The 23,439-nt window shown below is 72.2% G+C and carries 18 protein-coding genes; 10 read left to right on the top strand and 8 right to left on the bottom strand.

Annotated elements, in window-relative coordinates; all coding sequences use genetic code 11:
* Nucleotides 1-20: 20 nt before the first annotated feature.
* A complete protein-coding gene (locus ABD295_RS19885) occupies nucleotides 21-806 on the bottom strand; it encodes an alpha/beta hydrolase family protein (protein ID WP_344305587.1) in 786 nt (261 codons plus the stop codon).
* A 158-nt stretch (nucleotides 807-964) separates the two neighbouring features.
* On the opposite strand from ABD295_RS19885, the gene pdhA reads away from it, so the two are divergent.
* The 5 genes from pdhA to ABD295_RS19860 all read left to right on the top strand — a co-directional run bounded on the left by pdhA (nucleotide 965) and on the right by ABD295_RS19860 (nucleotide 7,275).
* Complete coding sequence (gene pdhA, locus ABD295_RS19880) at nucleotides 965-2,122, top strand: pyruvate dehydrogenase (acetyl-transferring) E1 component subunit alpha (protein ID WP_344305586.1); 1,158 nt, start codon at nucleotides 965-967, stop codon at nucleotides 2,120-2,122.
* A complete protein-coding gene (locus ABD295_RS19875) occupies nucleotides 2,122-3,108 on the top strand; it encodes an alpha-ketoacid dehydrogenase subunit beta (RefSeq protein ID WP_344305585.1) in 987 nt (328 codons plus the stop codon). Before pdhA ends, ABD295_RS19875 begins: the two co-directional genes overlap by 1 nt.
* Nucleotides 3,109-3,119: 11 nt before the next feature.
* Nucleotides 3,120-4,568, top strand: a complete 1,449-nt coding sequence (locus tag ABD295_RS19870; protein WP_344305584.1) for a dihydrolipoamide acetyltransferase family protein — start codon at nucleotides 3,120-3,122, stop codon at nucleotides 4,566-4,568.
* A gap of 162 nt (nucleotides 4,569-4,730) precedes the next feature.
* On the top strand, nucleotides 4,731-6,170 hold the full coding sequence (locus ABD295_RS19865; protein WP_344305583.1) for a coiled-coil domain-containing protein: 1,440 nt from the start codon (nucleotides 4,731-4,733) through the stop codon (nucleotides 6,168-6,170).
* A gap of 4 nt (nucleotides 6,171-6,174) precedes the next feature.
* Nucleotides 6,175-7,275, top strand: coding sequence for a coiled-coil domain-containing protein (locus ABD295_RS19860; RefSeq protein ID WP_344305582.1), 1,101 nt, complete (start codon nucleotides 6,175-6,177; stop codon nucleotides 7,273-7,275).
* A 12-nt stretch (nucleotides 7,276-7,287) separates the two neighbouring features.
* On the opposite strand, the gene ABD295_RS19855 is transcribed toward ABD295_RS19860, so the two are convergent.
* Nucleotides 7,288-8,808 carry a M1 family metallopeptidase gene (locus ABD295_RS19855; RefSeq protein WP_344305581.1) on the bottom strand — a complete coding sequence of 507 codons (1,521 nt, stop codon included), beginning with the start codon at nucleotides 8,806-8,808 and terminating at the stop codon, nucleotides 7,288-7,290.
* A complete protein-coding gene (gene paaI / locus ABD295_RS19850; protein WP_344305580.1) occupies nucleotides 8,805-9,248 on the bottom strand; it encodes a hydroxyphenylacetyl-CoA thioesterase PaaI in 444 nt (147 codons plus the stop codon). Before paaI ends, ABD295_RS19855 begins: the two co-directional genes overlap by 4 nt.
* 170 nt (nucleotides 9,249-9,418) lie before the next feature.
* On the opposite strand from paaI, the gene ABD295_RS19845 reads away from it, so the two are divergent.
* The gene (locus tag ABD295_RS19845; protein ID WP_344305579.1) at nucleotides 9,419-10,885 is read left to right on the top strand and encodes a DHA2 family efflux MFS transporter permease subunit; all 1,467 of its coding nucleotides are present in this window, start codon (nucleotides 9,419-9,421) and stop codon (nucleotides 10,883-10,885) included.
* A 216-nt stretch (nucleotides 10,886-11,101) separates the two neighbouring features.
* On the opposite strand, the gene ABD295_RS19840 is transcribed toward ABD295_RS19845, so the two are convergent.
* Both ABD295_RS19840 and ABD295_RS19835 read right to left on the bottom strand, forming a co-directional pair.
* Nucleotides 11,102-11,734 (bottom strand): fasciclin domain-containing protein, encoded by a 633-nt coding sequence (locus tag ABD295_RS19840; protein WP_344305578.1) that lies wholly within the window; start codon nucleotides 11,732-11,734, stop codon nucleotides 11,102-11,104.
* Nucleotides 11,735-11,802: 68 nt separating this feature from the next.
* Nucleotides 11,803-13,047 (bottom strand): PucR family transcriptional regulator, encoded by a 1,245-nt coding sequence (locus tag ABD295_RS19835; RefSeq protein ID WP_344305577.1) that lies wholly within the window; start codon nucleotides 13,045-13,047, stop codon nucleotides 11,803-11,805.
* Between the two features lie 84 nt (nucleotides 13,048-13,131).
* On the opposite strand from ABD295_RS19835, the gene ABD295_RS19830 reads away from it, so the two are divergent.
* Nucleotides 13,132-14,283 carry a ferredoxin reductase gene (locus ABD295_RS19830; RefSeq protein ID WP_344305576.1) on the top strand — a complete coding sequence of 384 codons (1,152 nt, stop codon included), beginning with the start codon at nucleotides 13,132-13,134 and terminating at the stop codon, nucleotides 14,281-14,283.
* Between the two features lie 69 nt (nucleotides 14,284-14,352).
* Nucleotides 14,353-15,594, top strand: coding sequence for a fatty acid desaturase family protein (locus tag ABD295_RS19825; RefSeq protein ID WP_344305575.1), 1,242 nt, complete (start codon nucleotides 14,353-14,355; stop codon nucleotides 15,592-15,594).
* 49 nt (nucleotides 15,595-15,643) lie between these two features.
* Here the strand turns inward: ABD295_RS19825 and ABD295_RS19820 are convergent, their stop codons facing one another.
* Nucleotides 15,644-16,297, bottom strand: coding sequence for a LuxR C-terminal-related transcriptional regulator (locus tag ABD295_RS19820; RefSeq protein ID WP_344305574.1), 654 nt, complete (start codon nucleotides 16,295-16,297; stop codon nucleotides 15,644-15,646).
* 10 nt (nucleotides 16,298-16,307) lie between these two features.
* Nucleotides 16,308-17,774 carry a sensor histidine kinase gene (locus ABD295_RS19815; RefSeq protein WP_344305573.1) on the bottom strand — a complete coding sequence of 489 codons (1,467 nt, stop codon included), beginning with the start codon at nucleotides 17,772-17,774 and terminating at the stop codon, nucleotides 16,308-16,310.
* Nucleotides 17,775-18,109: 335 nt separating this feature from the next.
* Between ABD295_RS19815 and ABD295_RS19810 the strand changes: the two genes are divergently transcribed.
* Entirely contained in the window at nucleotides 18,110-19,168 is a 1,059-nt protein-coding gene (locus tag ABD295_RS19810) for a GNAT family N-acetyltransferase (protein WP_344305572.1), read from the top strand.
* On the opposite strand, the gene ABD295_RS19805 is transcribed toward ABD295_RS19810, so the two are convergent.
* On the bottom strand, nucleotides 19,152-19,859 hold the full coding sequence (locus ABD295_RS19805; protein ID WP_344305571.1) for a hemerythrin domain-containing protein: 708 nt from the start codon (nucleotides 19,857-19,859) through the stop codon (nucleotides 19,152-19,154). The genes ABD295_RS19810 and ABD295_RS19805 overlap by 17 nt on opposite strands.
* A 64-nt stretch (nucleotides 19,860-19,923) precedes the next feature.
* Between ABD295_RS19805 and ABD295_RS19800 the strand changes: the two genes are divergently transcribed.
* Complete coding sequence (locus tag ABD295_RS19800) at nucleotides 19,924-23,334, top strand: ATP-binding protein (protein ID WP_344305570.1); 3,411 nt, start codon at nucleotides 19,924-19,926, stop codon at nucleotides 23,332-23,334.
* The last annotated feature ends 105 nt before the right edge of the window (nucleotides 23,335-23,439 follow it).

The following is a 23,439-nucleotide window of genomic DNA, read 5'->3' as shown; positions in this document are numbered from 1 at the left end:
GGGCCGACTCCCGGGTGTGCTCAGTCGCGCGCGACGTAAGGCAGGACCAGCTCCTCCCACAGGCCGGCGTGGCGCGACCGGAAGAACCCGTGGTGGCCCATCCGGTCGACGTCGAGCTGGGCCGGGGTGTAGCGCTGGCGGGTCTGGTCGGCGTTGACGAACCGGTCGTGCAGGTCGTTGGTCGCGGCCAGGCTCATCAGCTCGTCGTCGGTGAAGGAGAGCACCGTCATCGGCGTCTTCACCTGCGCGAAGCGGGTCTCCGCGTCAGGGACGTCGACGCCGAGGTACGCCGGGTCGAGGCACCAGCGGCTCCACTGCCGCATCACCCCGGTCGGGATGTCGTCCATGATCCGCAGCGAGCGTCCGGGGTAGTAGCCGGCCACTCGCATGGCGAGCGGACCGATCGACCGCATCAGCACCGGCGCGGTCCAGCGCATGGTGCCGGGGAGGTGGCCGACCCAGCCGGTGCCGGAGGCGACGCTGACCACGCGGGTCAGCGACTCGTGGTCGACGAAGGGCAGCATCTGGGCGCCCAGGGAGTGCCCGATCCAGGTGACCGGCTCGGCCGACTCGCGGACCACGTGGTCGAGCGCGTCACGCGCGTCGTCGAACCAGTCGAGCAGGTCGCCGCCGTAGGCCTTCATGTCGGCTCGGGACGCACTGCCCCGGTGCTCGAGCACGACGGCGCGGACGTCCTGCGAGGCGAGCCACGCGGCGAACGGCGCGTAGTAGCGGGCCGGCGTGGCCATCGCCGGCGCGATCAGCGCGACCCGGCGGCTGACGCCGCAACGAATCGGGCCACCCACTACGCTCGGGCCCTACGCCCGGGTGCCTCGATTGGCAGCCGCGCGCTGTCGGCCGGTACTTTTGGGCGCACCACGATGTGCTTCCGATCACACCCTTGTCGGCGGCGCATGAGCGAGCGCGGAGACCCCGCGGCGCGGTGAGCGATGAGGAGTCTGACGTGTCCCACCACAACGGCTTCGGGCCCGACCTCGCGGAGGTCTTCGGCCCCGCCCAGAGCGACGGCGGCCCCGAGTTGATCCAGCTGCTGACCCCCGAGGGCGAGCGGGTCGAGCACCCCGACTTCGCCTTCGACGGCACCGACCAGGACGTGCGCGACCTCTACCGCGACATGGTCCTGGTCCGGCGCCTCGACGTCGAGGCGACCGCCCTCCAGCGTCACGGCGAGCTCGGCATCTGGGCCCAGCTGCTCGGCCAGGAGGCCGCCCAGATCGGCGCCGGCCGCGCGCTGCGCCCCCAGGACTTCGTCTTCCCGACCTACCGCGAGCACGGCGTCGCCTGGTGTCGCGGCGTCGACCCGCTCAACCTCCTCGGGCTCTTCCGCGGCGTCGACCAGGGCGGCTGGAACCCCAACGACAACAACTTCGGGCTCTACACCATCGTGATCGGCGCCCAGACCCTGCACGCCACCGGCTACGCCATGGGCATGCAGCGCGACGGTGACGTCGGCACCGGCGACCCCGACCGCGACGGCGCCGTGCTGGCCCACTTCGGCGACGGCGCGAGCTCGCAGGGCGACGTCAACGAGGCCTTCATCTTCGCGGCGTCCTACAACGCGCCCGTCGTCTTCTTCTGCCAGAACAACCAGTGGGCCATCTCCGAGCCGATCGAGCGGCAGAGCCGGATCCCCCTCTACCAGCGCGCGCTGGGCTTCGGTTTCCCCGGCCTGCGCGTCGACGGCAACGACGTCCTGGCCACGCAGGCCGTCACCAAGGCCGCGCTCAACCGCGCTCGCGAGGGGCAGGGCCCGACGTTCGTCGAGGCCTACACCTACCGGATGGGCGCCCACACCACGACCGACGACCCGACCCGCTACCGACTCAGCGACGACGTCGAGAAGTGGAAGCTGCGCGACCCGATCGCGCGCGTCGAGGTCTACCTCAAGCGCAACGGCCTCGCCGACGACGACTTCGTCGCCGGCATCAAGGCCGAGGCCGACGAGCTCGGCGCCCGCCTGCGCGAGGGCTGCAAGGCACTGCAGGACCCCTCGCCGCTCGGCATCTTCGACCACGTCTACAGCGAGATCACCGACGAGCTCGTCGCGCAGCGAGACGGCTACGCCGACTACCTCGCGTCGTTCGAGGGGAGCCACGCCTGATGTCCAAGATCACCCTGGCCAAGGGCCTCAACCTCGGTCTGCGCAAGGCGATGGAGGACGACCCGAAGGTCCTCCTCATGGGCGAGGACGTCGGCAAGCTCGGCGGCGTCTTCCGCATCACCGACGGCCTCCAGAAGGACTTCGGCGAGGACCGCGTCATCGACAGCCCGCTCGCGGAGTCCGGAATCGTCGGCACCGCCGTCGGGATGGCGATGCGCGGCTACCGCCCGGTGGTGGAGATCCAGTTCGACGGGTTCGTCTACCCGGCGTACGACCAGATCGTCTGCCAGGTCGCGAAGATCCACTTCCGCAGCCAGGGCAAGATCAAGATGCCGATCGTGATCCGGATCCCCTTCGGTGGCGGCATCGGCGCGGTCGAGCACCACTCCGAGTCGCCGGAGGCGCAGTTCGCGCACACCCCGGGCCTCAAGGTCGTCGCGTGCTCCAACCCGGTCGACGGCTACTGGATGATCCAGCAGGCCATCGCCCACGACGACCCGGTCATCTTCCTCGAGCCGAAGCGGCAGTACCACGCCGACAAGGCGGAGCTCGACGAGACCGCGACACTGGCCGATTCATACCCGCTCTTCGCCAGTCGCGTCGTCAAGGCCGGTTCGGACGCGACGCTGCTCGCCTACGGCCCGACGGTGAAGACCTGCCTCAAGGCCGCCGAGGCTGCTGCCGGCGAGGGTCGCTCGCTCGAGGTGATCGACCTGCGCACGCTGTCGCCGCTCGACATGGCGCCCGTCTACGACTCCGTCCGGCGCACCGGTCACGTGGTCGTCGCCCACGAGGCGCACGTCAACCTCGGCCTCGGCGCCGAGCTCGCCGCCCGGATCACCGAGGAGTGCTTCTACTCCCTCGAGGCTCCGGTGCTGCGCGTCGGCGCGTTCGACACCCCCTACCCGCCCTCGCGGATCGAGGAGGAGTACCTCCCCGACCTCGACCGCGTCCTCGACGCCGTCGACCGCTCGCTCGAGTTCTGAGAGGAACCCACATGGCTGAGTACCTCCTGCCCGACCCGGGCGAGGGCCTGACCGAGGCCGAGATCGTCGCCTGGAAGGTCAAGGTCGGCGACGCCGTCGCCATCAACGACATCGTCGTCGAGATCGAGACCGCCAAGTCGCTGGTCGAGCTGCCGTCGCCGTACGCCGGCACGGTGCTCGCGCTGCTGGTCAACGAGGGCGACACGGTCGAGGTCGGCACTCCGATCATCAGCATCGGCGACCCGGCCGAGGCGACGGCACCTGCGCCCGCTGCCCCGGACAAGGGCGCGACAGACGAGATCGACCTGTCCAACCCCGCTGCCAGCGGGAGCGGCGAGGGCGAGAGCCTGGTCGGTCGGATGAAGGCCGAGCGCGGCGCCGTACGCCGGGCCCGCCGCTCCGCAGCTCCGGTGTCGGCCGCGGCTGCCGCGACCCAGCAGCAGGTGCAGGGCTCCTTCGAGCCCGGACTGCCCTCTCCCGACGTGGACGAGAGCGACACCGACGTCGAGGACGCCGTTCCCGCGACCAGCGCGACGGCTCCCGCGGGGGAGCTGCGCGCGCTGGCGAAGCCGCCGGTGCGCAAGCTGGCCAAGGACCTCGGGGTCGACCTGGCTGACGTCAGCGCCAGCGGGCCGAACGGGACGATCACGCGAGACGACGTGCAGTCGGCTGCCGGAGGTTTCGAGACGGTTGCCAGCGCCCCCTCCTCAACCACCGGGGCCGCGCCTTCCTCGACCACCGGGGTCGACCGGGAGTGGTCGGAGCCGATCAAGGGCGTGCGCAAGATGATGGCCGGCGCGATGGTGCAGTCGGCCTTCAGCGCGCCCCACGTCACCGAGTGGGTCACCGTCGACGTGACGCGCACCATGGACTTCGTGGCGCGGCTCAAGCAGCGCAAGGAGTTCCGCGAGGTCAAGGTCTCGCCGCTCCTGGTGCTCGCACGTGCGGTCATGTTGGCGATGCGGCGTACCCCCGAGATCAACTCCTGCTGGGACGAGGCCGGCCAGCGCGTCGTCTTCAAGAGCTACGTCAACCTCGGCATCGCCGCCGCCACTCCGCGCGGCTTGGTGGTCCCCAACGTCAAGGACGCGGAGGCGCTGTCGCTCCTCGACCTGGCGGCGGCGCTCAACCAGCTAACCGCGACCGCGCGTGACGGGAGGACCCAGCCGGCCGAGATGAGCGGCGGCACGTTCACGATCACCAACGTGGGCGTCTTCGGCGTCGACGCGGGCACGCCGATCATCAACCCCGGCGAGTCCGCCATCCTGTGCTTCGGCGCGGTCCGCAAGCAGCCGTGGGTCGTGACGGGCGCCGACGGCTGCGACGAGATCGCGATCAGGCAGCTGAGCACGCTGGCGCTGAGCTTCGACCACCGCCACATCGACGGCGAGAAGGGCTCGCGCTTCCTCGCCGACGTCGCCGGCATCCTCGAGGACCCTGCCTCCGCGCTGTTGTTCTGATACCTGTTCGAACGGCGGATGGCTTCACCGTTCGTCGTGCGGTTCGTTTCAAGGGTGGACGCCGTCATGGGGGTCGTTTGTGGACCCCGTCGGGTCGACGTTGGACAATGACCGTGCGTTTGTCGGCGCGGGTCGTTGACCTGACTTAGGTAGGAACGGAGGATGCCCCTCGTGGGTGGGGATCCATTGGTAGTGCGTGCGTTCGGCGCGCCTGCCGGTGCGCCCGAACGCGAGCCATCCCCTGCGTCGCTCTTCCAGCGTGCGCAGGAGATCGCCGACGAGCTGACCCGCGAGAGCGCCGCCGAGGCGCGCAAGGCCACCGAGGACGCCCGTCGCTGGGAGGCCGAGACCCGGCAGGCCCACGAGCAGGCCGTCGCCGCGCGGGCTGAGGCGGAGCGGCTCAGGGAGCAGGCACAGCAGCTCTTCGACGCGGCCGCGCAGGAGGCGCGCGACCTCATCGCCGACGCCGGCGAGCAGGCGACGCTGCTGCTGCGCTCGGTCGAGATCCAGCGCGAGAAGACCATCGAAGAGGCGCGCGCCGACGCGGCCGACCTGCGCAACACCGCCCTGCGCGAGCGTCAGGAGGCCGAGGACGAGGCCGACGACGTGCGGGTCGGGGCGGCCCGCGACGCGACCCGCCTGCTGGCCCAAGCGCGCAAGCAGTCCGACGAGCTGCTGGAGGAGGCACGCGCCGAGGCCGAGCAGCTGCGCGCCCAGGCGGTCGACACCGCCGGCGTACGCCTCTCGGCCGCGACCGCGGAGGCGACAGCGCTGCGCGAGGGCGCCGAGCAGGAGGCCGCCCAGCGTCGGGCGCTGGCCCACCAGGAGCTCGAGCGCAGCCGGGCGGAGGCCGAGCAGGTGCTGCAGGCCGCCCGGCGCCAGGCCCTCGACCTGGTCACCAAGGCACGCGCCGAGAGCGAGGTCGAGCTCGCCAGGGCCGCCGAGCAGACCGCGTGGACCAAGTCCACCGTCGAGTCCGTGCTTGCCGCGGCCGCCCAGGAGGCGCGGATGATCCGCAACGCCGGGCACGCCCAGGCCGCCGCCGTCGTCCGTGAGCGTCGCCGGGAGATCCAGGCGATCCTGCACCGGTGCGCCGACGGGCTGCGGCAGCGCACCGAGGAGTCCGAGCGGCGCATCGCCGACCTGACCGCCGCGGCCGAGCTCGCCGCCGCCGAGGCCGACGAGCGGGCCGGTCGCCGGCTGGAGGAGGCCGAGCGCCAGGCCGCCGAGCTGGTGCGCGACGCCGAGGACCGCTCCGCGGCGATGGTCGGTCGTGCCGATCGCCGGCGTCAGGAGGCCGAGGACGGCGCCCGCCAGCTGCGCGAGCTCGTGGCCGAGGAGGTCGTCACCCTGCGGGCCGGGGCGTCCGAGGAGCTGCGCAAGGCGCGCGACGAGACGACCCGGATCCTGGCCCAGGCCCAGATCGAGGCCGACCGGATGCGCACCGATGCCGCCGCGGTCCTCGAGCAGGCCCGGGGCGAGGCGAATTCGCTGCGATCGCAGCGTGACGAGATAGCGACCGAGCTCACCCATCTATCCGGAGTCATCGAGGCCCTGGCAGTCTCTGACGTACCACCCCCAGGAGCAGCGCCACAGGAGTAGCCCGATGAGCCCCCAGCCCCGCGAGACCGGCCGCGAAGCAGGCCGTGACCACGCCCCGGACGAGCCGACCTTCCCCTTCGCGTTCCGCGGCTACGAGCCGTCCGAGGTGGATCGTGCGGTCCGGGGGCTGCTCGAGCAGCTCGACGAGGCGCAGGAGCGGATCCAGGCGCTCGAGGAGTCCGCCGCCGAGCGGGCCGCCGTCGTCGAGCGGGCTGCGCAGGAGCCGGAGGCTGAGTCTGCGGCGTCCCCCGTGGAGCCGGTGACGTTCAGCCACCTCGGCGAGCGCATCGCCACGATGCTCACGCTGGCCGACGAGGAGGCGACCGCGCTGCGCGACCAGGCGCGCGCCGACGCCGAGGCCGCGGCCAAGGAATCCGAGCAGGCGGCTCTCGACATCCGCGCGGCGGCGGAGCAGTACGCCGAGAAGCACCTCCGCGAGGTGCAGGCCCAGGCCGAACGGCTGCTCGCGGACGCGCACCGGCTCGCCGAGCAGGAGCGCGAGAAGGCGCAGCGGGACGCGGCTGCGCACCGCCAGGAAGCCGAAGCGCTCTACGAGCAGCAGCGGGCCAAGGCCGCGGCTGCCGCGGCCGACTTCGAGTCGACGCTCGCGGAGCGGCGGCGGCGTACGACGGCGGAGTTCCAGGAGCAGCAGGCCACCACCCAGTCGCAGCTCGAGGCGATGCGCGCGCAGGTGGAGAACCAGCGCCAGCAGGGCCGTCGCGAGCTCGAGCAGGCGCAGGCCGAGGCGGCGCGGCTGCTGGAGGAGGCGAACAAGCGCTCCGAGGCCCTGGTCGAGGAGGCGCGGTCGACCGCCGACCGGATCCGCGCCGAGTCCGACCGCGAGCTCACCGCGGCCACGCAGCGCCGCGACAGCATCAACCAGCAGCTGGTCAACGTCCGGCAGATGCTGGCGACCCTCTCGGGCACCGCCGGCTTCTCGGACCCGTTCGCCGACCGCGAGGAGGCGCCCGCGCAGAAGCAGGCCGAGCCGGAGGCACCCGCCGAGGCCGAGGCCGAGGCCGAGGACGTGGACGTGGTCGAGGCGGAGTCCGAGCCCGACTCAGTCGAGGTGGTCGAGCGGGAGTCCGAGGCGACCTCCCGCTAGGACGTCAGCTCCTCACCCATCGGTAGCGGCGGCCTCGGGGCTGTCCGTGCCGGTCAGCCAGTCGGCGAAGAACTGGGAGAGCTCCTCACCGGTCTGCTGCTCGACCCAGTCGAGGTAGACCTCCCGGGTGGCGCCGGAGTTGTCGTGGACGCCCGGCCAGGCGCGCACCATCTCCCAGAAGGCGTCGTCGCCGATCTGCTGACGCAGCGTGTGCCACATGAGCGCGGGCAGGTAGTAGATGTTGCCCTCGCCGAAGGTGCCGGGGTCGTAGGCGCCCGGCGGTCCGCTCTTCCCACGAAGGAACGCGTCGGCCGCCGCGTAGTCGGCCATGGTGGCCTCCAGCGAGGGTCCTGCGTGCTCGTCGTTCCACACTGCCTGCAGGTACATCGTCATGCCCTCGTTCATCCAGACGTCGCGCCAGTCGGTCGGGCTGGTCTGGTCGCCGTACCACTGGTGGACGAACTCGTGGACGATCACCTGCTTCGACAGCACGTAGTCGTTGTCGCCGAGGGTGATCAGGGTCTGGGTCTCCATGCCGCTCTGGGAGTCGGTGACCAGGATGCCAGCGGTGCTGAAGGGGTAAGGCCCGAGCTTGTCCTCGACCCACTCCAGCGCCTCCTTGGCGAAGCGGACGCGCGGCACGGCATGGGGCTTGTCCTCAGGGACCCAGAGCGAGATCGGGACGCCGCTGTCGGTGACCTGCTCCTCCAGCCCGTAGTCGCCGATCGCGAGGGTGGTGAGGTACGACGACATCGGCTCGTCGGTGTGGAAGGTCGTGACCCGGCGCCGAGCGCCCTTGTCGCCCACGACGTCCTCGGAGGTCAGCTCGCCGTTGGCGACCCCGATCCACCTGGCCGGCGCCGAGACCTCGAAGTCGTAGAGCGCCTTGTCGGCGGGCTGGTCGTTGACGGGGTACCACGTGAACGCGCCGTAGGGCTCCTGCATCGTCCACACCTCGCCCGCGGGAGTGATCGTGAACCCCGAGGTGGTGAAGTCGGTCCGGGTGGTGGGCGCGTCGACGGGCTCGGGCGTCCCGGAGTAGGCCACCTCGAGCACGTGGACGGAGTCCTCCTCGACCGGCGCTTGGACGACGAGGTCCTTGCCGTCGTGGGTGTGCTCGACCGGCTCGCCATCGAGGGAGGTGCTCTCGACCTCCAGCGCCTCGCCGAGGTCGAGCTGGAACTCGTCGGCCGTCTCGGTCGCTCGGAAGGTGAGGGTGTCGGTGCCGGTCAGCAGCCGCTCGTCGGGATCCCACGCCAGCACCAGGTCGTGGTGCAGCGAGTCGACCCCGGGGTCGCCGACGTCGGGGTAGTAGCTGTCCTCGCGGGTCTGGCTGACCGCCACCGCGAGCTCGTCCGGCACCTCGCGGTAGGCGTCGGAGCCGACCTGGTCGCCGGCCCCGCCCGGCGCGCCCGACGATCCAGTGCCCGACCCCTCGGACGCGGGCTCGGCGTCGTCCTTGAGCCAGAAGACGGCGACCGCCACCAGCGCGATCACCAGGACCAACGCGGTCAGCCAGCGTGCCGATCTCATCGGTCGGCTCCCTCGCGCAGCGTGGTGGACCGTCCGAGGAACGAGGCGACCAGCCGGCCCTCGACGGTGACCTCGACGTCGTACAGCCCGCGTCGGCCCTCGCGGGAACGCTCCCTCGCCGTGGCCACCAGGACCTCGCCCACGTGCACGGGTGCGTGGAACCGGATCTCGGCGCTGTGCGCGACCGTCACCGGGCCGTAGGAGTTGCACGCGAAGGCGAAGGCGGTGTCGGCGACCGAGAAGGTGAGCCCGCCGTGGCCGATGCCGTGCCCGTTGGCCATGTCGGAGGTGACCGGCATCGAGACCGTCGCCATGCCCTCGCCGACGACTTCCAGGCGCATGCCCAGGGCCTGGCTGGCCCGGTCGTCCGCCCACATCCGGCGCACGTGGTCGGGCCGGTCGTTGGGCCGGTCGTCGGGCCGGGCCTCCTCGGTCGTCACGGAGTCAGCGTAGGCAAACGCCCCTCGTGACCGATGAGTCCGGCTCGCCGCCCGGGTCGGCGTACCCAGGAAAAGAGAGCAGGGCCGGCTGTCGTACCGGACCCGCGCCGTTCGTGGAGTGGGTGAGATCCCCCTCGCCGACACAGACACAGACACAGACGAGTCACGAGATGAACGACACGCCCACCTCATCGAAGGCCCGCTGGCTCGCCCTCTGGGTGCTCTGCCTGGGCGACCTGATGATCGTGCTCGACACGAACATCGTGAACGTGGCGCTCCCCTCGATCCAGGCCGACCTGGGCTTCAGCCAGACGGCCCTGGCGTGGGTGGTGAACGCCTACATGCTGACCTTCGGCGGGTTCCTGCTGCTGAGCGGCCGGCTCGGCGACCTCTACGGCAACCGACGGGTCTTCGTCGGTGGCGTCGTCGCCTTCACCCTCAGCTCCGTCGCGTGCGGCCTGGCGCCCAACAGCGCCCTGCTCGTGGTCGGACGCGCGATCCAGGGCCTCGGCGGTGCCGCCGTCTCGGCCGTGGCGCTGGCCCTGATCATGGGGCTCTTCACCGACCCGGCCGAGCGTGCCAAGGCGATGGGCGTCTTCGGCTTCGTGATGTCCGGTGGCGGTGCCGTCGGCGTGCTGCTCGGAGGCGTGCTCACCGGCCTCTTCAGCTGGCACTGGATCTTCCTGGTGAACGTGCCGATCGGCGTGGCCGTCCTGGTCCTGTCCGGCCGGGTGCTGCCCGCCGACGGGTCCCTCGAGGACCGTGGCCCGCTCGACGTGCTGGGCGCCGGCCTGGTCACGACGGCCCTGATGATCGCGGTGTACGGCGTCGTCGGCGGCAACGAGGCCGGCTGGTCCTCGACCCGCACCCTCGCCCTGCTCGGCACCGCGGTGGTGCTGCTCGTCGCCTTCGTCGTCCGCCAGGCCCGGGCCGCGCACCCGCTGGTCCCACTGCGGCTCTTCCGCCTCCGCAACGTCGCGGTCAGCCAGGTCGTCGGCGTCCTCTGGGCTGCCGCGATGTTCGCCTGCTTCTTCCTGTCGGCGCTCTACCTCCAGCAGGTGCTGGGGTACGACGCCCTCGCGGTCGGCCTGGCGTACCTGCCCTCCTGCGTGGTGATGGCGGCGTTCTCGCTCGGCCTGAGCGACCGGGTCGTGATGCGCTTCGGCATCCGGCCCCCGCTCGCGGTCGGCCTGGGCCTGGCCGGCGTCAGCCTGGCGCTCTTCAGCCGGGCACCGGTCGACGGGACCTACGTGCTCGACGTGCTGCCCGCCATGGTGCTGCTCGGCATCGGTGCCGGCATCGCGTTCAACCCGGTGCTGCTGGCCGCCATGGGCGACGTGGAGCCCCACGAGGCCGGCCTGGCCTCGGGTGTGGTCAACACCAGCTTCATGATGGGCGGCGCGCTCGGCCTGGCCGTGCTGGTCGCCGTGTCCTCGGGGCGCACCTCGTCGGTCGCGGCCTCGGGTGCCGGCGCGGTCGTCGCGCTGAACGAGGGCCTGCACGCGGCCTTCCTCGCCGGCGCCGTCTGCGCCTTCGGTGCCGCCGTCATCGGTGCGGTGCTGCTGCGGCCGAAGCCGATGTCGCACGGCGAGGAGCCTCCGGCCGACCAGGAGCCCTTGCTCGCCGAGTGCGCCTAACCCCCCACGGCGACAACATCCGTTCAATTGTTCTGATGTGGTCGCACTGGGGGCCCAACGGCGACAACATCCCAGCAATTGCACGGAAGTTGCCGTCACTGGGGCTGGACCAAGACAGACCGAAGCCCCCGGACCGGCGGATCCGGGGGCTGCGGCGTTGGTGGGCCTCTGCTGTTCAGAGGTCGAGCGGGTTGTTCAGAGGTCGAGCGGGATCGATCAGAGGTCGAGCGGGCGCAGCACCTTGTTGATGCCGTGCGCGATCTGCTTGTTGCCCTTGTTGATGTCGGGGACCGTCACCTTGGGGTCGGCCGCGTCGGGGTCGTTGTCGACCAGCTTGATCCCGCCGCTGGTGACCTTGACCGTCACGGTGGCGCCCTCGAGGGCGGTCGGCAGCACGGCGCCGTCGGACCCGGCGGCGGCCTTCGAGTCGATCGTGGCGCCGGGGATCACGTGGTAGAGCAGGACCTGCTCGACGGTGTCGGCCCCGAACTTCTTGACGATCTTGTTGAAGACCTTCTTCTCCGAGTCGAGCTTCTTGCCCGTGACGTCCTGGACGAGCTTGCGGAACGCCTTGTCGGTGGGCGCGAAGGCCGTGAGCTTGAACTTGCCGTTGCCCAGCAGCCCGACCGGGCTGTCCGGGTTGGCGTCGAGGACGGCGAAGGCCGCGGCCTCGACGATGTCGAAGTCGCCCCACTTCTTGTCGAACTTCACGCCGTCGGCGCCGAGCACCTCGACGAGAGGGGTGTTGCCGGCTTGCGCGTCGGCTGTCGTGGCGTGGGCGGGGGCGGCGGTCAGGGCCGAGCCGGTCAGTGCCACCGCGAGGGTGGCCGTGCCGAGAAGCTTGAGCATCAGGGGAGTCCTTTCGATTGACTGCGCGACTAACCTAGGACAAACCTTGGACAGAAGCAAGTGGGGATTCAACCGGATTCCTCCTTCACCCGTTCTGCGCCGTCCTCGGGCGGCGCCCCGAGCGCCAAGGTGAGGGCCAGCACCATCTCGGGGTCGTCGAGCCGGTCGCCGTACAGCTCGCGCAGCTGGCCCATCCGGTAGCGCACCGTCTGCGGGTGCACGAACAGGGCGCCGGCGGCCTCGTCCCGACGACCCTGGTGGAGCAGCCACGCGCGCAGCGTGCTGGACAGCTTGTCCGCGGCGGCGGGCTTCAGCCCGGCCAAGGGGGCGAGGGCCTGGGCGCGCAGGTCGGCGAGCGCCTCGGGGTCCGCGCCGAGCACCAGGGTCGGCAGGTGCTCCTCGGTGTCGAGCGAGGCCTGCCCGGTCCGGAGGTGCAGCGCGCGCAGTGCCCTGCGGTACGACGTGCGCACCTCCAGCCACGCCCGCGAGGGTCCGGCGACCGCTGCCCGGCCGTCGAGGATCCGCATCAACCGCGCGCGCGAGCGACCGCCCAGGTCGGGCACGAGCAGCACCGAGAGCCCCGACGGCAGGCCCGGTGCGTCCTCTCCGACTTGGAGCGTCCGCGCCGCGTCGACCAGGCCGAGCACCGGCCGGACCTGCGCCTCCGGGAGCAGGACGGCGGTCAGCGTCTTGGGCGGGCGCCAGTCGGCCCGGGCGGCGGCGCCCGCCAGCTCGTCGGCCGCGTCGCCGCGCAGCAGGCCGGCAGCGAGCCGGTCGAGGTAGCGCTGACGCACCCGCCCGCTGGTCTCGAGCTCGTCGGCGTGACCGGCCACCGAGGCGGCCGACAGCTCGTCGATGTAGGCGAAGACCAGCTCGGCGAAGGCCGCCACGGTGTCGGCCGGCACGTCGTTGGCGACCGCGGTCGCCGCCAGCTCACGCCAGGCGACCCGGGCGCCGACCCGGTACGCCGACAGCAGCGCGTCGGCCGACCTCCCGCTGCGCGCCTCGCCGCGCCCCAGGGCGTAGGCGCCTTCTAGCGCGGGCGACAGCGGGGTACCGGGGTCGATGGTCCTGCCCTGCGACGCCAGCCTCAAGAACCCGGCCAGCGCCATCTGGACGGCCTGCTCGATGGTGCCGCCCATCGGACCGCCGAAGGCGTCGTCGTACGCCGGCACCTCGTCCATCACCGCCGCGATCGTGTGCTCGGCGACCTCGGGCAGCTTGCCCCGCAGGAGGTCGACCAGCCCGCGGTCGAGGGCGAACGCCCGACCCGGGCTGAGCTCTGGTGGGACGGGCGGGGGCGATGAGGTCACTTTTGTCTCCTCCGAACAAACAACGACGTCAGATTCACGTCGTGCGGTCAGGAATTGACACTAGCGAACGGACACTATGGAGTCATGACCACAACGCTGCCCGGATCTGAGCGCGGCCCCGCCGCGCCGGAACGCCGCACGTCAGGGCTGCGTGGACAAGCGCGTCGGTTCGCCGAGGTGGCGATGCACCCCTACGCCGCCGCCGACTTCCTCGACCTGTTCGCCCCGCTGCGTCCCGGTGCCGACCTCCGCGGTCGCATCGTCTCGGTGACGCCGGAGACCAAGGACGCCGCCACCCTGGTCATCAAGCCGGGCGCCGACTGGGCCGGCCACGTCCCGGGCCAGTACCTCCGCATCGGCGTCGACGTCGACGGCGTCCGTCAGTGGCGCGCCTACTCCCTGACCCACGGTCCGCGCCGCGACGGGCTCATCTCGATCACCGTCAAGGCCGTGCCCCACGGGCTGGTCAGCACCCACCTGGTCCGTGAGTCCCGCCCCGGCACCCTCGTGCACCTCGAGCAGGCCGCCGGCGAGTTCGTGCTCCCGACCTCGGGCGGCAAGCTCCTCTTCGTCACCGCCGGCTCGGGCATCACGCCCGTGATCGGCATGCTGCGCAACCTCTTCCCCGTCACCGAGTCCGGGGTGCTGCGCCTGCGTCGCAGCGCCATCTACGACATCGTCGTCGTGCACGTGGCGCCGTCGGCACCCGACTCGATCTTCGCCGCCGACCTGCACGCGCTCGCCGACGCCGGCGTGATCCGCCTGGTGACGAGGTACGACGACGAGCACGGCGTCCTCGACCTCGCCGACCTGCCCGGCCTGGTGCCCGACCTCGACGAGCGCACGACCTTCGCCTGCGGGCCGGGCGGTCTGCTCGACGCCCTCGGCGCCCACCACGAGGAGCGCGGCCTGACGCTGTTCACCGAGCAGTTCCGCGCCGCGCGCATCGTGGCCGGCGACGGCGGCAGGGTGGTCTTCGACAAGACCGGGCTCACGGTCGAGGGCGACGGCACCCGGCCGATCCTCGAGATCGCCGAGGACGCCGGCCAGCTGATGCCGAGCGGGTGCCGGATGGGCATCTGCTACAGCTGCGTGCTGCCCCTCAAGGAGGGCGCCGTCCGCGACCTGCGCAACGGCCAGGTCACCACGGCCGTCCCCGGCGAGACCAACGTCGGCGGGGCCCTCGTGCAGACCTGCATCAACGCGCCAGCCGGCGCCTGCCACTTCGATCACTAGCTGATCTCGACCGAGCTCGCTCACCGACCACCGACTACCGCTCGAACCCTGACGAACGGAGACCGCCCCATGACCGTCATCCAGAAGCAGCAAGTCAACCCGATCGCGCACCTGACGCGTGAGGACATCGAGGCCATCGGCCGCGAGCTCGACGAGATCCGCCAGGACGTCCTGGACTCGCGCGGCGCCGGCGACGCGGCGTACATCCGCAAGATGATCAAGACCCAGCGCTCCATCGAGCTCGGCAGTCGGGCGGTGCTCCTCTTCAGCATCTTCCCGCCGGCCTGGGTGCTCGGCACCGCCGGCCTGAGCGTCTCGAAGATCCTCGAGAACATGGAGATCGGCCACAACGTCCTCCACGGTCAGTGGGACTGGATGCGCGACCCGAAGATCCACTCGACCACGTGGGAGTGGGACTCCGCGACGCCCGCCGAGCAGTGGAAGCACAGCCACAACGAGCTGCACCACACCTACACCAACGTGATCGGCAAGGACAACGACCTCGGCTACGGCATCATGCGCGTCGACGAGGACCAGACCTGGCACCCCTTCCACCTCGGTCAGCCGATGTGGAACTTCATCAACGCGCTGTTCTTCGAGTACGGCATCGCCGCCTACGACCTCGAGGTCGGCGCGACCCTGAAGCGGTCCGGCACCAAGGGCTTCAAGGAGCCGAAGTTCCGCGAGCAGGCCAAGAAGGTCCTCAAGAAGGTCCGCCGCCAGGTGGCCAAGGACTACGTCATCCACCCGGCGCTGTCGGGCCCCTCCTTCCTGCACACGATGGCCGCCAACTTCGTGGCCAACACGGTCCGCAACCTGTGGAGCCACTCGATCATCATGTGCGGCCACTTCCCCGAGGGTGTCGAGACCTTCGAGAAGCGCTCGATCGAGGGTGAGACCAAGGGCGACTGGTACGTCCGGCAGATGCTCGGCTCGGCCAACATCTCGGGGTCGCCGCTGCTGCACATCATGTCCGGCAACCTCAGCCACCAGATCGAGCACCACCTCTTCCCCGACCTGCCGTCGAACCGCTACGGCGAGATCGCGCCGCGGGTCGAGGCGCTGTTCGAGAAGTACGGCCTCAACTACTGCGCCCGCCCGCTGGCGCCGCAGGTCTACTCCGCCTGGCACCGCGTGGTGCGGCTCTCGCTGCCCAACGGCTGGCTGCAGAGCACGAACGCGCGCAACCTGCCCGAGCAGCTGACCAAGCTCTACAAGATGATCTCCGGCACCCCGCGCGAGCGGCGCGCCCTCCAGGCTCGCCTGGTCCAGGAGGCCCGTCGCGCGGAGGCTGCCGCGGTCGCCGCCTGACCCGCGGGGCGGTGAGCCGGACAGGCTTCAGCCCCGTCTGGAATCGTGTCTAACCCACCGCCCGGTTGTGCTCGTGCCGGTGCAGCAACCCCACGGCGGCGAGCTGCGTCCTGACCTCGAGCTTGCCCAGGATCGACTTCACCTGGGTGCGCACCGTCGCCTCGCTGACGACGTCGGCGTCCGCGATGTCGTGGATCGGCAGGCCGGACGCCAGCTCGGCGAGGACCTCGCGCTCCCTCGGAGTCAGACGCGAGAGCCGCTCGCGCTCGGCGACGGTCTCGACCCGCTGCGCCTGCCAGCGCGCCACCAGCTCGTCGCGTTCGGCACGGGACTGGACGGGAAGACCCTCACCGACGCGGCGTACCGCCGCGACCATCTCGCCCAACGGCGTGCACTTGCTCAGCACGCCCCGCGCGCCGAGCAGCAGGCACCCACCCCACTCGATCCGGTCGGGGTCGGCGGTCACGACCATCACCGCGGCGCCGGCCGCCGACAACGGCATCACGAGGTCCCTGCCGGAGAGGCGGGCTCCGAGGTCCAGGTCGAGGACGACCACGTCGGGGCGGGAGCGGACGACCGCGGTGAGAACCTCCGACGGGGTGGCCAGCTCGGTGTCCAACGGCAGCCTGGTCGCGTCGTGCCCCTCGAGACGGAGCGCGAGGGCCAGTGACTCGGCCAGCAGCACGTGGTCCTCCACGATCACGACCCGCACGTCAGGAGGTCCCCACGCTGGACGGGGGCCGGCTCGGCGGCCGGGTGCCGAGCCGTGCGGTCGGCAGCACCACCCGCACGGTCGTGCCGCTGCGGGCGTCGGAGCGCACCTCGAGGCGACCAGCCATGTCCCCGACGAGCCGCGCAGCCACGGCGAGGCCGATGCCGCTCCCCGATGAGGCGATGCCGCGAGCTCCCCAGTCGAGGACGCTCGCGAGCTGCTCGCGGGGGATCCCGCGACCCTCGTCGACGACCTTGAGGATCGCCAGCTCGCCGATCGCCGTCGCGGTAAGGACGATCCGATTGCTCCCCGAATGGACGGCAGCGTTGTCGACGAGGATGGCGACCACCTCGGTCAGCGCGTCGGCGCGTCCACGCACGTGCACTCCGCTGGGGCTCCACTCGACGATCCGGCCTCGCGCTCGGTGCGCGAGCACGACCGGGTCGATCACCTCGTCCAGCGCGAGGTGGGTGACCGGTTGCTCGGCGGCGCGCCCCAGCAGCCGCTCGAGGCGGGCGTTCTCACTGGCCACGAGTGACTCGAGCTGGCCTCGATCACGGTCCTCGAGGGCGGTCTCGCCGGCGCGCAGCAGGTGCGTGGCGGCGGCGATCCCGGACACCGCGCTGGCGACCTCGTGCAGTATCTCGAGGTCCCTCCGGCGTTGTGCCTCGAGGGAGGTCACCTGGCGGTCGGAGTCCTCGACCCGGACGAGGGCATCCCGAACGAGCCGCAGCGCGGTGATCACGAAGAACCCGGCTCCGACCAGGTGGAGGACCACGGCGGTGAGGCTGCGTCCGTCAGGCGGTGGCAGCGGGAAGGTGAGCACGTGCGCGACCGCGAGGAGCACGAGCGAGAACGCCATCCGCCGACCGGCCCACGCGGGCAGGCCGACGCGGCTCAGCAGCAGCCAGGCACAGGCTGCGTAGAGCACGAGCAACGTCGCGGCCAGGAGCGCTCCCGGCAGCATCACCTCGGGAGGGTGTGGTAGCTCGAAGCGTCCGATCACGAGCACGCGCACGCTGGTGAAGAGCAGGGCCAGCGTGCAGCCGGTCAGGAGCGGGCTGCCCGGGGGCTCGGCGCGGTGGCCCGCCAGCAGCATCGTGACGAGCACGGCGGCGACCCCCACCTCGAGCACGGGCAGCCAGTCGGCGGCTGCCTGCACGGGATCTTCCCCCACGACCCGGAGCACGGCGTTCGCGACGCCCTGCGCACTGCCGAAGACCGCCGCCGCCGTGAGCCAGCCGGTGCGGCTACCAGGGGTCAACCGTAGGTGCAGGTAGAGCAGTCCGGCGCCACCGACCAGCAGCGGGTACGTCACCAGCTCGGCCACGTGCGCCGCGTGCACCGTCAGGTGCGGTCCGGGCATCAGCCGGACCGCCACCAGCCCGTGGGCGAGGACGAGGCAGGAGACGCTGACGGCGACGGGCCAGCCGACGCTGCCCCGCGTGCTCGCGTGCCCGGCGTCCATCTCAACCCCCCACATCCATCGCTGGATCCCACACGCCCGAGTGGTCGTGACTCATGCGGTCCGTGGGGGCTGCAGTGCGTGCCGGACCGATACCAAAGTATGAGACGACGGTGGCCCGAACGGCAAGGGCGCCTGCGGGCGGCCCTCAGTGGTCTGGACGAGGTGCTCAGCGGACGTCGGGCAGGCGGGGGGAGGAGCGAGGTGCGACGGCCTCGCCTCGGGGGTCCGATGAGGTGGGGCCGTCGCCGTGTGTGTCTCAACTGTGGCCCTGGGGAGGGCGCGGCCGCATACGCCAGATGGGGTATGTGGGGGCGCCTGGGTGGAACGATGACCTGATGCCCCCGTCGTCGAACCCGGCACCGGTCGAGCTTCCCGCCGACCCCATGCCCGCCCTGCCCTACGGGTACGCCGCACGTTGGCCGGTCCCCGACGACCTGCCCGCGCTGGTGGCGCTGGTCGATCAGCGGCGCGAGCTGGCTCCTGAGCACGGGCCGGTCGACCCGGACGCGGTGCGGGTCGAGGTCGTCGGGCTCGGCTCGTGGACCCGCCGGCAGGTGGTGGTCGAGGACCCGCTCGGTGAGCTGGTCGGGTGGGCGGGCGTGCACGACCGCGCTGCCGGCCGCAGCGACCTCCGCGTGGTGGTCGGGCCGGCCGAGGCCGCCGCCGACGCGATCGCGGCCTCGCTCTTTGACTGGACCGCAGTGGTGGCGGGTTCGATCGCGACCGAGCGCGACGTCCAGGAGACGCGACTGGAGCTGCTGCTCGACACCGGTGACGCACCGCTGCGCGCCTGGGCGGCTGCCGCAGGCTTCCACCTCGCCCGCACGTGGCTCAACATGAGCCGCCCGGTCACGGCCGACGACGCCGAGCCGCAGGTCCGGCCGGGTGTCGTGGTGCGCCGGGTGCGCGTCCACGACCTCGGCGACGGGACGACGATGCCGTACGCCGCCGACCTGCAGACCGTGCACCGGATGCTGGAGGAGTCGTTCGAGGACCACTTCAACTCCTACCGCGAGAGCTTCCCGGAGTTCGTGCAGCGGCTGCGCGAGGACCCGGGGCACCGGTGGGACCACTGGTGGCTGGCGTTCGTCGAAGACGGGGCCACGCTGCTGCCCGGCGGCGCGCTGGTGAGCACGCAGCTGCCGCCCGACGCCACCGGGACGCCCGGCTCCTACGTCGACTACATCGGTGTGCACCGCCGCTCCCGCGGCCGCGGCGTGGCCAAGGCGCTGCTCACCACGGTCATCGCGGACGCGGTCGAGCGCGGCCGCAACCGGGTCGGACTCGAGGTGGACGCCGACTCGCCGACCGGAGCCGACGGGCTCTACTCGTCGATGGGCTGGGAGACGGCGTACACCACCGAGTCCTGGCAGGCGGTCAGCCGGCGTACTTGAACGCCCGGCGCTCGCCCCTGACGAAGCCTGGCCGGAAGACCTTCAGGGCCAGGCGGTACGCCGCCCCTGCCTCTGTCAGGAAGCGCGTCGCGACGTCGTCGGGGACGCCGTCGAAGGCCCAGGCGACCAGGAACGGCACCAGCTTGAGGGGGTAGCCCTCCTGGGCGGCTTTCTCGCACGCGGCGTACTCCTCCGTCGTCATCACCTGCTGGAGGAACGGAAGCGCGTCGGACTCCTCGTGCACGAGGTGCTCGAGCAGGGCCGCACGTGTCGCGGTGACGTGCACGTCGAGGGCGTTGCGGTGGTCGGCGCAGGGGTGCTCGACCATGGAGGCGAACCCCGCGGTCACCGCCCCCAGACCTGGGTCGATCTGCTCGTGCTCGTCCTCCATCGCCTGGAGCATCGCGAGCGCGTCGGTGTCGGCGGCGGACTCCGCGTGCCGGACCAGGACCGGCCAGAACGCGACGTCCTCGATCCCGTGGTGGTGATGCAGGACCTCGCCGAACCTCGCCCAGCGTCGCTGCAGCGCCTGCCAGGTGGCGTCCTCGTGCAGTGGGGTGTTGCGCACGGCGGACTCGAAGGCGGCGAGGTCGCGTCTGAACGCGTGGTGCATGACGTACATGCCGGTCTGGTCGTGGGGGCCGTCCGCCACGTGAGCCTGGCCGGGGAGTGAGATCTGTCGGGTGTCCATGTCGTCATGGTGAGCGGGCCGACTTGTGCCCAACTTGGGGTCGACTTGGCATAGATTTCGCGACGTGCAGGTGGGGGTCTTCGGGTCGGCGCGCGTCGCCCCCGATGCGGGGGAGGCTGCCGGGTCCGGCGAGCCGCGCTGGTTGGACCTGGGCGCCCGCAAGCCGCGCTCGATCGTCGCCTCCCTGGCGCTGCACGCCGGGCGGCCGGTGACGGCCGACCTGCTGGCGGACCTGGTGTGGGCGGGCGAGCCGCCGCGGGCCGCGCACGGGGCACTGCACGCCTACATCTCGGGCCTGCGCAAGGTGCTCGACCCCCAGCGCACGTCGCGCTCGGCCACGTCCGTCCTGGAGACGACCGACCACGGTTACCAGCTGCGCGTGCGTGCCGAGGACGTCGACGTGCACCGCTTCGTCGTCGACGTACGCCGCCTCGAGCGCGTGCTGGCCCCGCTGGCGAGCCAGCTGACCACGGGCGACCGGACGGGGTGGCCCGGTCGCGGCACCCTGACCTCGGCGCTCGACGAGCTCGACGTCGTCCTCGCGACCTGGACGGGCACGCCGTACGCCGACCTCCTCGAGCATCCCGACGTCGTCGCCGAGCGCGCTGCCCTCGAGCAGGTGCGCGCGTCGGCCGAGCAGGCTCGGCTGCTCGGGCTGCTGGCCCTCGGTGAGCACGCGAGCGTGCTGTCGACGACCGAGTCACGGGTGTCGACCAACGCGCTCCAGGAGCGCTGGTGGGCCCTGCACGCGCTGGCGCTCACGCGCGCCGGCCGGCAGGCCGACGCGCTCGACTCCCTGCGGACCGTGCGCGTGCTGCTCGCCGACGAGCTGGGCCTCGACCCGGGACCCGAGCTGCGGGACCTGGAGCAGGCGATCCTGCGTCAGGACGACCGGCTGCTCAGCGTGCTCGAGGCCGAGCCGGTCGCCGGCGCGGTGGCCGAGCAGCGAGGTCTCGACCGGGCTCGACCACCGCTGCAGGCGGACGAAGGAGACCCCTCACCGCAGATCGGGCGTGCTGCCGAGCGGAGCCGCCTGCACGCGCTGCTGGACGTGCCGGCCGGGGCGGCGCTGATCGTCGGTGAGCCCGGCATCGGCAAGACCTGGCTCGCCGGCGAGCTCGCGGACGAGGCGCGGCGGCGTGGGTACGTCGTCGCCCGCGGCGCCTGCTCCCAGGACGACGGCGCGCCACCGCTGTGGCCGTGGCTGGGAGTGCTGCGCGCCCTCGACCCGGCCCGCGCCGGCATCGCCGCCATGGTGGAGCACGGCGGCGACGGCGACAGCGCCGCGCGCCAGGCGTTCGAGACCTCCGATCGCATCGCCCAGGCGCTGTTCGCCGCGGCCGAGGCGGCGCCGGTCCTCGTCGTGCTCGACGACCTGCACTGGGCCGACGACGCGACCCTGCGCACGCTGCGTCACGTGCTGGCCGAGACGCCGGCCGACTCGGCCCTGGTCGTGGTCGCGACCCGGCGCGCCCACCCCGAGCCGGAGGGCGCCCTGGCCGACGTCGGCGAGGCCTTCGCCCGCCGGCACGCACTGCGCCTCGACCTGACCGGCCTCGACCTCGGAGACGCGCGGGCGCTGGTGCGGTCGGTCGTCGGCGGCTCGGTCCCGGACAGCACCGCGGACGCCTGGCAGGCGCGTGCCGCCGGGAACCCCTTCTTCCTCGTCGAGCTGGCGCGCCTGGGTGAGTCGGAGGTCGCCGAGGTGCCGTCCACCGTGCGTGACGTCGTGACGCGCCGGTTGACGAGCCTGACCGCCCGAGCCCTGGACACGCTGCGACTGGCCGCTGTGGCCGGTCGGCGGTTCCAGGCGGCGATCGTGACGGCGGCGGGCGGCCTGGACCTCGACGACGTGGTCGACGACCTCGAGGCGGCGCGGGTCGCCGGCCTGGTGGTCGACGAGGGTGCCGGGGAGTACGCCTTCGTGCACGCGCTCACCCGGGACGCCGTCCACCAGTCCGTGCCCCCCACCAGGCGGGCTCGGCTGCACGCCCAGCTGGCGCACGCGCTCGACGGCGACCCGACGACGCGGGCGCTGCTCGACGAGGAGCAGCGCACCGCCGAGCTGGCACGCCACTGGCTGGCCGCCGGCCCCAGCCACCTCGACCGCGCCTGGCCCGCGGCGGCGGCCGCGGCCGCGCAGGCGCGGTCGCTGTCGGCGTACCACGAGGCGATGGTCCTGCGGGCCGCCGCCGTCGAGGCACACCGCCGCAGTGCCGGCGGTGACGAGGCGCAGCGCTACGACCTGCTCATGGAGCTCGCCGACGACGCGTCGTACGCCGCGTGGTGGCCCGAGGTCGAGCGGGCGGCGTTCGAGGCGATGGCGCTGGCCCGTGCCACCGGGTCACCGGACAAGGTGGCGGCGGCCGCGTCGGCCCTGACCCGCTACTGCGCCTGGCTCCCGCACGAGCCGGAGGCGGTCTTCGAGGACGTGATCGACGATCTTCGCTGGGCGCTCGCGCACGTGCCTGGCGAGGACCACGTGGCGCGCGCCCGGCTGCAGCTGGTGCTGGCGGTCGAGCTCTACTACGTCGAGGGCACCGCCGCCGAGCGGCTGGCGCTCGTCGAGAGCGGGCTCACCCTGGCCCGCGCCGAGCGCGACCCCCGCCTGCTGTGGTGGGCGTGCCGGACGGCCTGGATGGCCTGCTGGTCGCCCCACCTCCTCGACGTGCGCGAGCCGTGGGCCGAGGAAGGGCTCGCCGCAGCCCGAGAGGCCGGCGACCCGGCCGGGATCGCGGTGTGCTCGCTCGTCGGCGTCCTGGACGCCCTCGAGCGATGCGACCTCGCCGCGTGGGAGCGCCTCGACGCGCAGACCGGCGCGGTGGCGGACCGCGAGCGGCTGCCGTACGTGTCCATCTCGCTCCAGTGGCTGCGGATGACGTTGGCCGGCCTGCGCGACGACCGCGCCGAGGTGGCCAGGCAGTACGCCGTGATGAGCGAGACCGCACCTCAGGTGGCGATCCCGATGAAGGAGGTCCAGGCGCCCGCCGCGGCGCTCTTCAGCCGGATCTGGGACGCGGAGGCGCTCGCGGGGCAGGTCGACGAGCTGGTGGACGCCTTCAAGAACGCGTTCGGGACGGCCACAGTCGTGCACGCGATGCTCGCGCGGGTGGGCCGCGCCGACGAGGTGCGGCCGTTGCTGGTCGACAGTCCGATGCCGCACGAGACCGACCTCTACTGGTCGACCATCAACGACTGGGTCTTCGAGTCGGAGGCGGCGGTGCTCGCCGAGGACCGGCAGCTGGCCGAGACGGCGTTGGAGAAGCTGCGCCCGTTCGCCGGCCGGATGGCCGTCGCGGGCGCGTCGGCGGTGAGCGGCCCGGTCGACGGGTACGTCGCCCTCCTGGAGTCCTTCGCGGGCGACCCGGCCCGGGCGACCGCGAGCGCGGACGCGGCCGAGGCGACGGCGCGGGAGTGGGGCTTCACGGCGTACCTCACCTGGTTGCGCGGCTGGCGCGAGCGACGCGGGTTCTGATCTCGAGACGCGAGCGCGGAGCCCGTCGCTTCGCTCCGGTTCGCCGGGGCTCGAAAAATGACCAACCGCCCGGTTCCTTGTCGGAACCGGGCGGTGGGTCGGGGT

Source organism: Nocardioides bigeumensis (genome assembly GCF_039531755.1).
Classification (GTDB): domain Bacteria; phylum Actinomycetota; class Actinomycetes; order Propionibacteriales; family Nocardioidaceae; genus Nocardioides; species Nocardioides bigeumensis.
Note: the sequence above shows the minus strand (reverse complement) of the source record. Positions and strands in the feature narration are given on the sequence as shown.

Excerpts from the sequence above, each read along its gene's own strand:
- ABD295_RS19875 (WP_344305585.1), top strand. The coding sequence starts at position 2,122 with ATGTCCAAGATCACCCTGGCCAAGGGCCTCAACCTCGGTCTGCGCAAG.
- ABD295_RS19870 (WP_344305584.1), top strand. The coding sequence starts at position 3,120 with ATGGCTGAGTACCTCCTGCCCGACCCGGGCGAGGGCCTGACCGAGGCC.
- ABD295_RS19865 (WP_344305583.1), top strand. The coding sequence starts at position 4,731 with ATGCCCCTCGTGGGTGGGGATCCATTGGTAGTGCGTGCGTTCGGCGCG.
- ABD295_RS19860 (WP_344305582.1), top strand. The coding sequence starts at position 6,175 with ATGAGCCCCCAGCCCCGCGAGACCGGCCGCGAAGCAGGCCGTGACCAC.
- ABD295_RS19855 (WP_344305581.1), bottom strand. The coding sequence starts at position 8,808 with ATGAGATCGGCACGCTGGCTGACCGCGTTGGTCCTGGTGATCGCGCTG.
- ABD295_RS19845 (WP_344305579.1), top strand. The coding sequence starts at position 9,419 with ATGAACGACACGCCCACCTCATCGAAGGCCCGCTGGCTCGCCCTCTGG.
- ABD295_RS19840 (WP_344305578.1), bottom strand. The coding sequence starts at position 11,734 with ATGCTCAAGCTTCTCGGCACGGCCACCCTCGCGGTGGCACTGACCGGC.
- ABD295_RS19830 (WP_344305576.1), top strand. The coding sequence starts at position 13,132 with ATGACCACAACGCTGCCCGGATCTGAGCGCGGCCCCGCCGCGCCGGAA.
- ABD295_RS19825 (WP_344305575.1), top strand. The coding sequence starts at position 14,353 with ATGACCGTCATCCAGAAGCAGCAAGTCAACCCGATCGCGCACCTGACG.
- ABD295_RS19815 (WP_344305573.1), bottom strand. The coding sequence starts at position 17,774 with ATGGACGCCGGGCACGCGAGCACGCGGGGCAGCGTCGGCTGGCCCGTC.
- ABD295_RS19810 (WP_344305572.1), top strand. The coding sequence starts at position 18,110 with ATGCCCCCGTCGTCGAACCCGGCACCGGTCGAGCTTCCCGCCGACCCC.
- ABD295_RS19805 (WP_344305571.1), bottom strand. The coding sequence starts at position 19,859 with ATGGACACCCGACAGATCTCACTCCCCGGCCAGGCTCACGTGGCGGAC.